The sequence below is a fragment of the Stenotrophomonas nitritireducens genome, assembly GCF_001431425.1.
Taxonomy (GTDB): domain Bacteria; phylum Pseudomonadota; class Gammaproteobacteria; order Xanthomonadales; family Xanthomonadaceae; genus Stenotrophomonas; species Stenotrophomonas nitritireducens.
Map to the genome: position 1 here is coordinate 177,113 of NZ_LDJG01000001.1, position 12,934 is coordinate 190,046.

The following is a 12,934-nucleotide window of genomic DNA, read 5'->3' on the forward strand; positions in this document are numbered from 1 at the left end:
ATGGAGCTTCCTGTACATGGATGCGCGGGCTGTTGCGGAGGGAGCCGTATGACGGTTTCTCCGCGCACTGAAGGGCGCTCCTGCGAGAGCTGCCTCAATCCAGCATCGAATTGAGTCGCCCGATCATCGCGCTGTCATGACGGATGCCCTGCGGCGTTTCCGCTGGCCGTGGCGCGGCCGCGTCGGCATCGCGCAGTTCGGCGTGCAACCCGCTGCCGGGCGTATAGATCGGCGCGGCCACCTCAAAGCCCTGCGCGGGGAATGCGCCGAACAACGCGCGATGCAGCTGGATCGCATCCAGCAGGGTCAGCGCCGGCCCGGGGTGCACGCCGTCGGCGTCGTGCCAGGCAAGCGAGCCGGCTTCGCCGGACAGCCGGCGCAGGCTTTCTGAAATCTCGACATAGCCGATGCCGGCCTGCGTGGCGGCGGCGCGTTCGTTCCCGACAATCGCCGCCGAGGCGCGGGGATGGGACTGGTAGCTGCCCAGCAGCAGCACCCGCGCGCCGGCTTCGCGACCGGCCCGGGCCAGCGTCCGCACCGCCTGCCGGGATTGTCGGCAGGCCTCTTCGTCGGGCAGGCACATCAGGTCGCCACCGCGCTCCTGCAGGACGAGCACCGCCGGCCTGTAACTGGCCAGCGCCCGTTGCACGGAACCATCGGCCACGCGCTGGGCAAGCGTGGCGCCGCCCCGCACGATCATCGCACTGCGGACATCGTGCCCGTTGGCCTTGGCCATCGCGGCGAAGGTGGCCGGCAGGTTGCCGACATAGGTCAGGCTGTTGCCGACGAACAGGATGCGTTGCGGAGAGGCCGGCTCCAGCGCGAACGTGGGCATGCATGCAAGGAGCAGGGACAACAGCAGCATCCATCGACGCATGGGTTCGATCCGCCCGGAGTGTGCTGCTGTGACCGGCCTACCAGTCGATGGTTCCGCGGATCACCGTCTGTACCTGTCCGCCGGACCATACGTCGCCGCGTTCGTCGATGCGCAGCTCCAGCAGCGCGTCGTGGCCGACCTCGCGGCCCTGGCTGGCGGTGTAGCGCCTGTCGCCGCCGGGCAGGGCGTCGCGTTCGTCCAGCCACGCGGCGAGCACCGCATTGGCCGCGCCGGAGGCGGCGTCCTCGAAGCGGCGGCCGTTGCCGACGAAGGCGCGCACCGCCAGGTCGTGGGACTGGCCGCCGCTGCGGGCGTAGGAGAACACGCCCATCGCGCCGGTGGTCTCGGCCAGCGTGGCGATGGCGTCCCAGTCGGGAACGAGGGCGCGCAGCGTGGCTTCGTCGGCCAGTTCCACCAGCCACCAGCGGCGGCCGCCGTCCATCAGCACCGGCGGCAGCGCGCCGAGCGTCCAGCCAGCGATGGCCGGGCGCAGGCGCGGGTCGTTCGCGTCCACAACCTCCGCCACCGATGCGCGCGGGGTGCGGATGGCGATGCGGCGCACGCCGTCGGTTTCGTCAACGCGCAGCGGCAGCTGGCCGGCGATGCCGTCCTGCACCAGCAGGCCGTCGACCGGTACGGCCAGGCCGCATTCCAGTACCGCATGCGCGCTGCCGACGCTGGGATGGCCGGCGAACGGCACTTCCTTCTGCGGCGCGAACATGCGGATGCGGTAGCTGCTGCCCGGTGCGGTGGGCGCGAACACGAAGGTGGTTTCCGGCAGGCGGGTCCAGCGGGCGATGGCCTGCATGGCGGCATCGTCCAGGCCGTCGGCGTCGAGCACCACGGCCAGCGGGTTGCCGGTGCCGGGGCGCGGGGCGAAGACGTCCAGTTGCAGGAAGCGGCGGGTGGTCATGGGGAATTCCATCGGATGTGGGAGATAGGTGCAGGAGCGAACTTCAGTGCGCGATGAGGCTGTCATGCGGATCCCTCCGCGACAGCCCGCACATCCCTGTGCGGGGATTCAACAGGAAGGCTCCATCGCGCACCGAAGTGCGCTCCTACGGGTCAATGCAAGGGCTGTTACCAGTCGAGATGGCCGTCGATGACCGGCTGCACTTCGCCGCCGATCCAGACATGGCCGCCGGCGTCGATCTGCACGTGGACCTCGCCGTTGCGGCCGCGCTCGCGGCCCTGGCTGGCACGGTACTGCTGCCCCGGCGCGAGCCGGCCCTGCGCCAGCAGGTGCGCGGCGACCAGCGCGTTGGCGCTGCCGGTCACCGGGTCTTCGTCGATGCCCACGCCCGGAGCGAAGGCGCGCACCACGTACTGGTAGCCGACATCGGGTCGTGCCGCGGCGGCGAACACGGCGAGCTTGCCGTTGCCGGGCAGGGCGGCGATGGCGGCCAGCTCGGGCCGGTAGCGGCGCAGCGCGGTTTCGTCGGCCGCTTCCAGCAGCCACCAGTCCGGGCCGTTGTTCCACAGCGCCGGTTCCGCGTCCGGGTGCGCCAGCGCGGCCAGGCCGGGCGGCAGGTCCGGCGCGGCGATGTCGCGGCGTACGGCCTGCGGGCTGCGCACGTGCAGCAGGCGGAAGCGGCCGCTGCCCTGCACGCGCACCGGCAGCAGGCCGGCGGCGCATTGCTGGACCAGCTGGCGCCCGTCGTCGGGCGTGGCCAGGCCCAGTTCCACCGCGGCCCAGGCCGCGCCGACGCTGGGATGGCCGGCGAAGGGCAGTTCCATCTTCGGGGTGAAGATGCGGATGCGGTAGTCCGCGCCCGCCTCCGGTGGCAGGAAGAACACCGTCTCGGACAGGTTCAGCCAGGCGGCGATGGCCTGCATGGCCGCATCGTCCAGGCCATCGGCATCGATCACGGCGGCCAGCGGATTGCCGGCCCCGGGGCGGGCGGCGAAGACGTCCAGTTGCAGGTAACGGCGTGCGGTCATGGCGGCAGGAGCGGCGGGGCGGGCCAGCATAGGCCGGGCGCGCCTGCATCGCGAGCGTTGCGCGGGCGCGGGCATGCGCCAAAGCGGGGCGGGAGCGCCGGCAATGCAATGCTGTCGCCCGGAACCGGCGGCTCCGCGGGGCGGGGCATGGCTATAGAATCGACGGTTCCGCCCGCCCGTCGGGTCTTTCTCCCCAATGTGAACCCCCACGCCAATGTCCTCTTCCCCCCTCGTCGATCGCTGGATCGTCCTCAAGTTCGGTGGCACCTCGGTGTCGCGTCGTCATCGTTGGAACACGATCGGGGAACTGGCGAAAAAACGTGCGGACGAGACCGGCGGCCGGGTACTGGTGGTGGTTTCCGCGCTGTCAGGCGTGACCAATGAACTGACCGCCATCGCCGATGGCGCTGCCGACAGCCGCGCGCGGGTCGCCGCGCTGGTCGCGCGCCACAACGACTTCCTCGTCGAACTGGAACTGGGCGCTGAAGTGCTGGTCGAGCGCCTGGCAGCCTTGCAGGCGCTGCTCGACGACCCGCGCGCGGCCAGCCGCCCGCTGGACTGGCAGGCCGAGGTGCTGGGCCAGGGCGAACTGCTGTCCTCGACCATCGGCGCGGCCTACCTGCGCGGCAACGGCCTGGATTTCGGCTGGATGGACGCGCGCCAGTGGCTGTGCGCGCAGCCGCCGGCGCCGAACCAGAGCGCCTGGTCGCAGCGGCTGTCGGTGAACTGCCAGTGGCAGGGCGACGCCGGCTTCAAGGAGCGCTTCAACGCCCAGCCCGCGCGCATGCTGCTCACCCAGGGCTTCATCGCCCGCCACGGCGACGGCGGCACCGCGATCCTCGGTCGTGGCGGTTCGGACACCTCGGCCGCGTATTTCGGCGCACTGCTGCGCGCCAGCCGCGTGGAGATCTGGACCGACGTGCCGGGCATGTTCAGCGCCAACCCGAAGGACGTGCCCGACGCGCGCCTGCTCACCCGGCTGGACTATTACGAGGCGCAGGAAATCGCCACCACCGGCGCCAAGGTGCTGCATCCGCGCTCGATCAAGCCGTGCCGCGACGCCGGCGTGCCGATGGCCATCCTCGACACCGAGCGCCCGCACATGCCGGGTACCAGCATCGACGGCAGCGCCGAGCCGGTGCCGGGCGTGAAGGCGATCAGCCGCCGCAACGGCATCGTGCTGGTGTCGATGGAAGGCATCGGCATGTGGCAGCAGGTCGGCTTCCTCGCCGACGTGTTCGACCTGTTCCGCAGGCACGGTCTGTCGGTGGACCTGATCGGCTCGGCCGAAACCAACGTCACCGTCTCGCTCGACCCGTCCGAGAACCTGGTCAGCACCGACGTGCTGGCGGCGCTGTCGGCCGACCTGTCGGAAATCTGCAAGGTCAAGGTGATCGTGCCGTGCGCGGCCATCACCCTGGTCGGCCGCGGCATGCGCTCGCTGCTGTACAAGCTCTCCGACGTGTGGGCCACGTTCGGCAAGGAGCGCGTGCACATGATCAGCCAGTCGTCCAACGACCTGAACCTGACCTTCGTGATCGACGAGGCCGATGCCGATGGCCTGCTGCCGATCCTGCACGACGAACTGATCGACAGCGGCGCCATGCCGGTATACGAGGAGCAGGTGTTCGGCCCGCGCTGGCGCGAGATCATCGGCCATGTGCGCCCGCGCGCGACGCCGTGGTGGCGCGCGCAGCAGCAGCGCCGGCAACTGCTGGAACTGGCCGCGCAGGGCACGCCGCGCTATGTCTACCACCTGCCTACGGTGCGCGAGCGCGCCCGCCAGCTCAAGGCGGTGGCGGCGCTGGACCGGCGTTACTACGCGATCAAGGCCAATCCGCACCTGGCCATCCTGCGCACGCTGGTCGAGGAAGGCCTCGGCCTGGAATGCGTGTCGCTGGGCGAGGTCGAGCATGTGTTCGCCGCGCTGCCGGAGTTGGCGCCTTCGCGCGTGCTGTTCACCCCGAGCTTCGCGCCCATCGCCGAGTACGCGGCGGCGCTGGCGCGTGGGGTCAACGTCACCGTCGACAACGTCGAACTGCTGCGGCGCTGGCCGGATGTTTTCCGCGACCGCGCGCTGTGGCTGCGCATCGACCTGGGCCATGGCGACGGCCACCACAGGAAGGTCAACACCGGCGGCAAGGAGGCCAAGTTCGGCCTGTCGGCGCAGCGCGTGGACGAGTTCCTCGACGTGGCGCGCGGCATCGGCGTACGCATCACCGGCATCCACGCGCACCTGGGCAGCGGCGTGGAGAACAGCGGCCACTGGAAGCAGATGGTCGACGAGCTGGCCGGTTTCGCGCGCCGCATCGGCAGCGTGGAGATCCTCGATATCGGCGGCGGCCTGCCGGTGCCCTACAGCGACGACGACGAACCGTTCGACCTCGACGCCTGGGCCGCCGGCCTGGCCGAGATCAAGGCGGTGCACCCGGCGTTCCAGCTGGCGGTCGAGCCGGGCCGTTTCCTGGTCGCGGAAGCCGGCGTGCTGCTGGCCCGGACCACCCAGGTGGTGGAGAAGGACGGCGTGCGCCGCATCGGCCTGGATGCCGGCATGAACGCGCTGCTGCGCCCGGCGCTGTACGACGCCTGGCACGACATCGCCAACCTGTCGCGGCTGGACGACGCGCGCGACGTCGACTTCAGCGTGGTCGGCCCGATCTGCGAATCCAGCGACGTGTTCGCGCAGCGGGTGAAGCTGCCGTCCACCACCGTGCCGGACGACGTCATGCTGATCGCCGACGCCGGCGCCTACGGCTTCAGCATGGCCAGCCACTACAACCACCGCGCGCTGCCGCGCGAGGACGTCATCGACGATGCGCAATGATGTCGATGTCCCGCATTCCCCTTCGTTCTGCCGCGCCAGCCCGCCATCGCGCGCGGCGCCCCGCTTGATTCCGGATACGCCATGACAGCTTTCGACAAAGACCAGGTTTCCCGCTTCCGTTTCGTCCGCTGCGATTTCGCCGCGGATACCGGCGTGGCGCGGCTGGTGTACGCCTTCGACGACGGTCCGGAGATGACCGAAACCGTCACCGTGCCGGGCGCGCCGTTCCGGCTGGACGGCGAGCGCGCGGCGGCGGTGCAGCGCGCCCTGCGCCTGCTGCACCTGATCGCCGGCGTGAGCTACTACAAGGCGGCGGTGCCGGCGCAGGTGTCCATCGACAGCTACGCCATCGATGCCGATACCGCAGCGCTGGTGGAAACGGTCTACCTCAACGGCCTGGGCGAATTCGCCTACCGCAACGGACTGAACCTGCGCGGTCGCTTCAGGCTGCCGGTGGAGGCGCAGGCCGAGCCGGCGCAGTCGCTGGGCCTGCGCGCGCACGCGCTGGTCGCCATCGGCGGGGGCAAGGATTCGCTGGTCAGCATCGAGGCGCTGCGCCGTGCCGACGTGGCCGCCACCGTCACCTGGATCGGCGGTTCGCAGCTGATCCGCGCCTGCGCCGAGCGCACCGGCCTGCCGTTGCTCAACATCGGCCGCGCGCTGGCGCCGGAGCTGTTCGAGCTCAACCGCCAGGGCGCGTGGAACGGCCACATCCCGGTGACCGCGGTGAACTCGGCGATCATGGTGCTGGCGGCGCTGGTGCAGGGCGTGGACCAGGTGGTGTTCTCCAACGAGCGCTCGGCCAGCTACGGCAGCCAGATCGCCGGTACCGGCGAGGTCAACCACCAGTGGTCCAAGGGCTGGGCGTTCGAAAAGGCGTTCGGCGAACACGTGCAGCGGCATGTCGCCGCCGACCTGCATTACTACTCGCTGCTGCGCCCGCTGTCCGAGCTGGCGGTGGCGCGGCAGTTCGCCAAGACCGACTACTACGACGCGCACTTCTCCAGCTGCAACCGCAATTTCCACATCCTCGGCGAGCGCCCGGTGAACCGCTGGTGCGGCGTCTGCCCGAAGTGCCACTTCGTGTTCCTGGCGCTGGCGCCGTTCATGCCCAAGACCCGGCTGGTGCGCATCTTCGGCCGCAACCTGCTCGACGATGGCGAGCAGGCCGGCGGTTTCGACGCGCTGCTGGAATTCCAGGACCACAAGCCGTTCGAATGCGTGGGCGAGGGCAAGGAGTCGCGCGCGGCGATGGCGGCGCTGGCCGCGCGTCCGGAGTGGAAGGAGGACGCGCTGGTCAAGCGCTTCGCCAGCCTGATCCAGCCGACGCTGGCGGCCGACGAACTGAAGATCGAACCGTTGCTGGTCATCGATGGCGAGCACCGCATCCCGGCCGCCCTGTGGGAGCGCCTGCGTGCGGATTTCGCAGCTTGAGGGCAGGCGCGTCGCGCTGTGGGGCTGGGGCCGCGAAGGCCGTGCGGCCTTCCACGCGCTGCGCGAGCGCCTGCCCGGCCTGCCGCTGACCCTGTTCTGCCCCGAGGCCGAGGCCGAAGGCGCGCGCGCCGAGACCGGCGGTGCGCTGCAGGTGGAAACCGACGCGACCGGCGCGGCCTTGTCGCGTTTCGACGTGGTGGTGAAATCGCCGGGCATCAGCCCGTACAAGCCCGAGGCGCAGCAGGCGCTGGAGCAGGGGACGCAGTTCATCGGCGGCACCTCGCTGTGGTTCAGCGAGCACGCGCGCGTCGACGGCGTGCTGCCCGGTACGGTGTGCGTGACCGGCACCAAGGGCAAGAGCACCACCACCTCGCTGCTGGCGCACCTGCTGCGTGCAGCCGGGCACCGCACGGGGCTGGCCGGCAACATCGGCCTGCCGCTGCTGGAGGTCCTGGACCCGCAACCGGCGCCGGAATACTGGGCGGTGGAACTGTCCAGCTACCAGACCGGCGAAGTCGCGCGCAGCGGCGCGCGGCCGGATGTGGCCATCGTGCTGAACATCTTCCCGGAACACCTGGACTGGCACGGCAGCGAACAGCGCTACATCGACGACAAGCTGTCGCTGGTGACCGGCGGCCATCCGCGCGTGGCGGTGCTCAATGCCGCCGACGAACACCTGCGCGCATTGCAGCTGCCGCACAGCGAAGTCGTGTGGTTCAACCAGCCCGAGGGCTGGCACATGGTCGGCGAGGTGGTGCATCGCGGCGCGCAGCCGGTGTTCGATACCTCGGACACGCCGCTGCCGGGCCGCCACAACCGCGGCAATCTGTGCGCGGTGCTGGCGGCGCTGGAAGCGCTGGGCCTGGACGCGGTGGCGCTGGCGCCGGCGGTGCGCAGCTTCCGCCCGCTGCCCAACCGCCTGCAGCTGCTGGGCGAGCGCGACGGCCTGCGCTGGGTCAACGATTCGATCAGCACCACGCCGCACGCCTCGCTGGCGGCGCTGGACTGCTTCGCCGGGCAGCGCATCGCGTTGCTGGTCGGCGGCCACGACCGCGGCCTGGACTGGCACGACTTCGCCGCGCACATGCGCGACACCGCGCCGATGGAGATCGTCACCATGGGCGGCAATGGCCCGCGCATCCATGCCCTGCTGCAGCCACTGGCCGATGAAGGCCGGTTCGGCCTGCATGCCGCCGGCGACCTGCCGCATGCGGTCGAACTGGCGCGCGCCGCGCTGGGCGCGCAGGGCGGGGTGGTGCTGCTGTCGCCGGGCGCGCCCAGCTTCGGCGCCTACCGCGATTACGTGGCGCGCGGCCGCCACTTCGCCGCGCTGGCCGGTTTCGACCCGGACAGCATCAGCGCGATCCCGGGGCTGGGCATCGCCTGATGGCGCAGGCCGGGACCGCATTTTCCAGGGTCCCTGCAATGTTCCGCGGCGCAAGGCGCAGGTGCGGCGAGTCCCGGTCATGGGAATACCGGGCGCCATGGGCCCTGTAGCGCCGGGCAGCGCCCGGCGGGGGGCTTTTCCGGTAAGGCTCCAGCGGGGCGTTGCCCCGCTCTACAAGGGGCCTCGGGTTCTGTAGCGCCGGGCAGCGCCCGGCGAGGGCTTTGCCGGGAATGCTCCAGCGGGGCGTTGCCCCGCTCTACAAGGGCCTCGGGTTCTGTAGCGCCGGGCAGCGCCCGGCGGGGGCTTTCCCGGCAAGGCTCCAGCGGGGCGTTGCCCCGCTCTACAAGGGGCCTCGGGTTCTGTAGCGCCGGGCAGCGCCCGGCGGGCGTTCCCGGTGAAGCCTCCGCGGGACGGCGTCCCCTTCATGCCGCATGAGGCATAGACTCGCGCCATTCCCCGACCGGAGTGGCCTCCATGCGAACCGTTCGACAATGGCAGTTGGCGTTACTGGTGGTGTGCGCGTCGGCGGCGATGCCGGCGCTGGCGAAGATGCAGCAGCGGCCGGTGGAATGGCAGCTGGACGGCGCCCGCTACAGCGGCGTGCTGGTCTATGACGACAAGGGCGATGCGCGGCGCCCGGGCGTGGTGATGGTGCCGAACTGGCGTGGCGTGAATGCCTCGGCGATCGAGAAGGCCGGACGCATCGCCGGCGACGATTACGTGGTGCTGGTGGCCGATGTCTACGGCAGCGCCGTGCGGCCGAAGGACAACACCGAAGCGGCCGCGGCCGCGCAGCCGCTGCTCAGGGATCGCGCCCGCCTGCGCGCCCGCGCCCATGCGGCGCTGGAGGCGTTGAAGGCGCAGGCCGGCAAGGCGCCGCTGGACGTCTCGCGCATCGCCGCGGTCGGCTTCTGCTTCGGTGGCAGCACCGTGCTGGAAATGGCGCGCGCGGGCATGCCGCTGGCCGGCGTGGTAAGCCTGCACGGCGGGTTGGCGTCGCCGGTGCCTGCCGCGGCGCACAGCGGCAGGGTGCCGATGCTGGTGCTCAACGGCGCTGCCGACCAGGGCGTGACGGCCGAGGACATAACCGGTTTCGGCAGGGAAATGGACGCGGCCGGCGCCGACTGGCAGTTCGTCAACTTCAGCGGCGCGGTGCATTGCTTCGCCGAATCCGATGCCAACAGTCCGCCCGGCTGCGTGTACGACCCGCGCGCGGCCAGGCGCGCCTGGAAGATGATGGGCAACTTCCTGGAAGAACGCTTCGGCGATTGAGCCGTAGCCGCGGGGCCTGCCCCGCAGGGCGCTTTTCCGGTGAGGCCCCATGCGCGGTGAGCCCGCATCTACGAGCAGGGGACAGCCGTAGCTGCGGGGCCTGCCCCGCAGGGGGCCTGGCGAAGGCCGGTCAGCGAGCCTGGCTGGCGCGGGCGGCGTCGATCGCGCCGGTGATCGCGGCGCGGGCCTGCGGACTGTTGCGCCAGCAGCTGCTGCCGAGCATCGCCGAAGCCTGGGCGACGATGTCGCCGGGTTCGGCCTGCGCCAATTGCGGCAGTGTATGAAAGCCCAGTTGTTCCAGCCGCGCCACCACGGTGGCGCCGACGCCTTTCACCGCCAGCAGCACGGCGCGCTCTTCGTCGCTGAAGTGTTGCAGGTCCGTCATCGGGTCAGTGGCTGCGTTCGACCGCGTAGCGGGCCAGCCCGCGCAGGGCGGCGACCGCATCGCTTCCGGGCAGCCCATCGAGCGCGCGCTCGGCGGCGTCGGCGTATTCCACCGCACGCTGGCGGCTGTACTCCAGGCCGCCGGTGGCGCGGATCGCGGCCAGCACTTCCGGCATCGCCCCGGCGTCGCCGTCCTGCACGATTTGGCGCAGGCGCTCGCGCACGGCGGCGTCCGAATGCGCCATCGCATGGATCAGCGGCAGCGTGGCCTTGCCCTCGGCCAGGTCGTCGCCCAGGTTCTTGCCCAGCTCCTCGGCGTTGGCCGAGTAGTCCAGCACGTCGTCGGCGATCTGGAACGCATAGCCCAGGGCCATGCCGTAGTCGTACAGCTGCCGCTGCACGGCTTCGCCGGCGCCGCTGGCCAGCGCGCCCAGGCGGGTGCCGGCGGCGAACAGCACCGCGGTCTTGCGCTCGATCACGCGCAGGTAGGCGGCTTCGTCGGTGTCCGGGTTGTGGACGTGCAGCAGCTGCAGCACCTCGCCCTCGGCGATGCGGTTGGTGGTGTCGGCCAGGATCCGCATCACCGGCATGCGGTCCAGCTCGACCATCAGCTGGAAGCTGCGCGAATACAGGAAGTCGCCGACCAGCACGCTGGGCGCGTTGCCCCACAGCGCGTTGGCGGTGCTGCGCCCGCGGCGCAGGTCCGACTCGTCCACCACGTCGTCGTGCAGCAGGGTGGAGGTGTGGATGAACTCGATGATCGCCGCCAGCTGGTGGTGCTCGGGGCCGGCGCCGCCGGCGGCGTGGCCGGCCAGCATCACCAGCATCGGCCGCAGGCGCTTGCCGCCGGCGGAGATGATGTGGTCGGCGATCTGGTTGATCAGCACCACGTCCGAGGACAGGCGATGGCGGATCAGGGCATCGACGGCGGCCATGTCCGGGGCGGCGAGGGTCTGGATGGCGGGCAGGCCCAGCGCGGGGCGGAGGTCTTCGGCGATGCTCATGCGATGGCGTCGGGGGGCGTGGGGGAATTATAGGCGGTGGCGCCGACGGGCGGGCGCGGGCGCCTGCAAGGCCGTGAACATGCATGCACAGCGCTCCATGGTTCCGGTGCCACCGCCAAACTGGCCTGCCATCATTTTGGCGGCGGCCCGTACGCCCTCCATACGCGCCGATGACGTTCCACGACGACCACGACATGCCACTCCTGCCTTTGCCGCGTGGCGCCGACGCTACAATCCTCGCCCCGCCGGATACCGCCCGCCATGGACACGCTTCCCCCGCAGACCCCGCTTGAAACGCTGCTGAAGGCGGCCATGGACGGTACGCTGCCGATCAAGGCCTTCATGCAGGCCTTCGTCGCATCGGAGGTGCTGCTGCTCACCGGCAGCCTGGTCACGCCCGACGGCAGCGGCTTCGATCCGCTGCTGTTCGACAAGCAGGGCGTGCTGCACGTGGCGGTGTTCACCGACATGGCGCGCGTCGGCTTCCACGCACAGCAGGCGCCGCACACGCTGCGCTGGCCGATGCTGGACGTGCTGCGCCGGGTGCCGGGCGGTTACGGTGTGGTGGTGAACCCGGGAACGCCGCTGGGGTTCGAGATATCGCCCCCGGGCATAGGCGAACTCCTCAAGGATTTCAGCTGATCGCCGACGTCCCGCCGATCGCCGGCCTCCGACTCTTGTAGGTGCGGCTTCCGCCGCGAACCTTTCCATGGCCTGCCGGGAAAGCGCCATCGCGGCTGAAACCGCTCCTGCCCCGTTGTTCCCGCGCCGTTGCCGTTCTCGAAATCGGCATGCCAGTCGCTGGACAGCGGCTGGAACGATGCCGGCAGGACCTGTCCCTGTCATCGCGCAGGCGCAGGCGATCGGGCCCGGCATCGAGAGGAAGAACGGATTGATCAGCGAGTCGTCCGGCGCCGGATCCTCGAAGAACAGCAGCGCCAGCATGCCGGGCTGCTGGTGGCGCAGGCTGGAGGCGTTCTTGCCGGCCTTGCAGTTCCGCTGCCGGGCGATCTCCAGGATGCGCCGGCGGGTCTCGATGCTGGCATGGGGCCGCCACGCAGGGCGCGCGACACCGTCGGCTGCGACACGCCGGCCATGTGCGCGCCATCCAGTGGCGTGGCTTTGTCCTCGATGTCCCTCATTGGCCGGCAGGGTGAAGTCGCCGGCCGCCATGCCATGCGGCCGCGGGAAGGACGCCGCCGCGCCGGATCAGCGCAGCGGCGTGGCGCCGGTCCGCCGGCAGACCTCGGCCAGCGCGTCCTGCAGCAGGCGCTCGCGCTCGAAGTCGTGCAGGTCAGGCTCGTCTTCCAGTTGCAGCGCGTCGTGCCATTCGAATGCGGCAGCGCCGTGCAGGTTCCAGGCCTGCTGCAGCTGCCGGTGCGGGTGGTTGCCCAGGCGCAGGGTGAACCACAGCCGGTTGCCGATGGTGGACAGGTCGTTGGCCGGGCCGGCCCAGCTTTCGCCGCTGGCGGTGCAGTGCACGCGGTAGATGCCGCGGCGGACCGGGCGGCGCTTGTAGTCGGCGATCTGCTGCCGGCGTTGCTGCTTGTCCATGGTGGAGGGGCTCCTGAAGGGGAGTCCAATATTGCCCGGGTAAAAATTAGATGGCAATATTACCCGGGTCAAATTGGAGTCGATGCATGAACGATCCCCTGGAAGCCCCCCATGCCCTGTTCGAGGGCGAGCGCCTGCTGGCCCGTGGCGGGCTGCGGCAGGTGGTGCGGGAAGCCGTCGCGCGCGCGGGCGTGGCGGCGGACGGACGGCCCCTGTTGCTGCTGGACGACCGCACCGGGCAGAGCCTGGACCTGGAC

11 protein-coding genes and 1 pseudogene are annotated in these 12,934 nt (G+C 70.7%); 5 read left to right on the plus strand and 7 right to left on the minus strand.

Features of this window, described 5'->3' with window-relative positions; genetic code table 11:
* Nucleotides 1-94 precede the first annotated feature (94 nt).
* The 3 genes from ABB22_RS00845 to ABB22_RS00855 all read right to left on the minus strand — a co-directional run bounded on the left by ABB22_RS00845 (nt 95) and on the right by ABB22_RS00855 (nt 2,818).
* Nucleotides 95-877, minus strand: coding sequence for an SGNH/GDSL hydrolase family protein (locus ABB22_RS00845; protein ID WP_152983978.1), 783 nt, complete (start codon nt 875-877; stop codon nt 95-97).
* A gap of 37 nt (nt 878-914) precedes the next feature.
* Entirely contained in the window at nt 915-1,790 is an 876-nt protein-coding gene (locus tag ABB22_RS00850; RefSeq protein WP_055768046.1) for a PhzF family phenazine biosynthesis protein, read from the minus strand.
* Between the two features lie 167 nt (nt 1,791-1,957).
* Nucleotides 1,958-2,818, minus strand: coding sequence for a PhzF family phenazine biosynthesis protein (locus ABB22_RS00855; protein WP_055768518.1), 861 nt, complete (start codon nt 2,816-2,818; stop codon nt 1,958-1,960).
* A 214-nt stretch (nt 2,819-3,032) separates the two neighbouring features.
* Between ABB22_RS00855 and ABB22_RS00860 the strand changes: the two genes are divergently transcribed.
* From ABB22_RS00860 to ABB22_RS00875, 4 genes are all read left to right on the plus strand, one after another.
* The gene (locus ABB22_RS00860) at nt 3,033-5,642 is read left to right on the plus strand and encodes a bifunctional aspartate kinase/diaminopimelate decarboxylase (RefSeq protein WP_055768050.1); all 2,610 of its coding nucleotides are present in this window, start codon (nt 3,033-3,035) and stop codon (nt 5,640-5,642) included.
* 81 nt (nt 5,643-5,723) lie between these two features.
* On the plus strand, nt 5,724-7,076 hold the full coding sequence (gene murL, locus ABB22_RS00865) for a UDP-N-acetyl-alpha-D-muramoyl-L-alanyl-L-glutamate epimerase (protein ID WP_055768053.1): 1,353 nt from the start codon (nt 5,724-5,726) through the stop codon (nt 7,074-7,076).
* Nucleotides 7,057-8,463: a UDP-N-acetylmuramoyl-L-alanine--D-glutamate ligase gene (gene murD, locus ABB22_RS00870; protein ID WP_055768055.1), complete on the plus strand. Its 1,407-nt coding sequence runs from the start codon at nt 7,057-7,059 to the stop codon at nt 8,461-8,463. The genes murL and murD overlap by 20 nt, the downstream gene beginning before the upstream one ends.
* Before the next feature lie 474 nt (nt 8,464-8,937).
* Nucleotides 8,938-9,735: a dienelactone hydrolase family protein gene (locus tag ABB22_RS00875; protein ID WP_055768057.1), complete on the plus strand. Its 798-nt coding sequence runs from the start codon at nt 8,938-8,940 to the stop codon at nt 9,733-9,735.
* A 130-nt stretch (nt 9,736-9,865) separates the two neighbouring features.
* On the opposite strand, the gene ABB22_RS00880 is transcribed toward ABB22_RS00875, so the two are convergent.
* A complete protein-coding gene (locus ABB22_RS00880) occupies nt 9,866-10,120 on the minus strand; it encodes a hypothetical protein (RefSeq protein ID WP_055768060.1) in 255 nt (84 codons plus the stop codon).
* A gap of 4 nt (nt 10,121-10,124) precedes the next feature.
* Complete coding sequence (locus ABB22_RS00885; RefSeq protein WP_055768062.1) at nt 10,125-11,123, minus strand: polyprenyl synthetase family protein; 999 nt, start codon at nt 11,121-11,123, stop codon at nt 10,125-10,127.
* Nucleotides 11,124-11,384: 261 nt separating this feature from the next.
* Between ABB22_RS00885 and ABB22_RS00890 the strand changes: the two genes are divergently transcribed.
* Nucleotides 11,385-11,765 (plus strand): SseB family protein, encoded by a 381-nt coding sequence (locus ABB22_RS00890; RefSeq protein ID WP_055768065.1) that lies wholly within the window; start codon nt 11,385-11,387, stop codon nt 11,763-11,765.
* A 122-nt stretch (nt 11,766-11,887) separates the two neighbouring features.
* Here ABB22_RS00890 and ABB22_RS18670 read toward each other — a convergent pair.
* Together ABB22_RS18670 and ABB22_RS00895 are read right to left on the minus strand one after the other, a co-directional pair.
* Nucleotides 11,888-12,265: pseudogene (locus ABB22_RS18670) on the minus strand (LacI family DNA-binding transcriptional regulator); the annotation flags it as partial.
* Between the two features lie 67 nt (nt 12,266-12,332).
* The gene (locus ABB22_RS00895; protein ID WP_055768068.1) at nt 12,333-12,677 is read right to left on the minus strand and encodes a GIY-YIG nuclease family protein; all 345 of its coding nucleotides are present in this window, start codon (nt 12,675-12,677) and stop codon (nt 12,333-12,335) included.
* Nucleotides 12,678-12,934 lie beyond the last annotated feature (257 nt).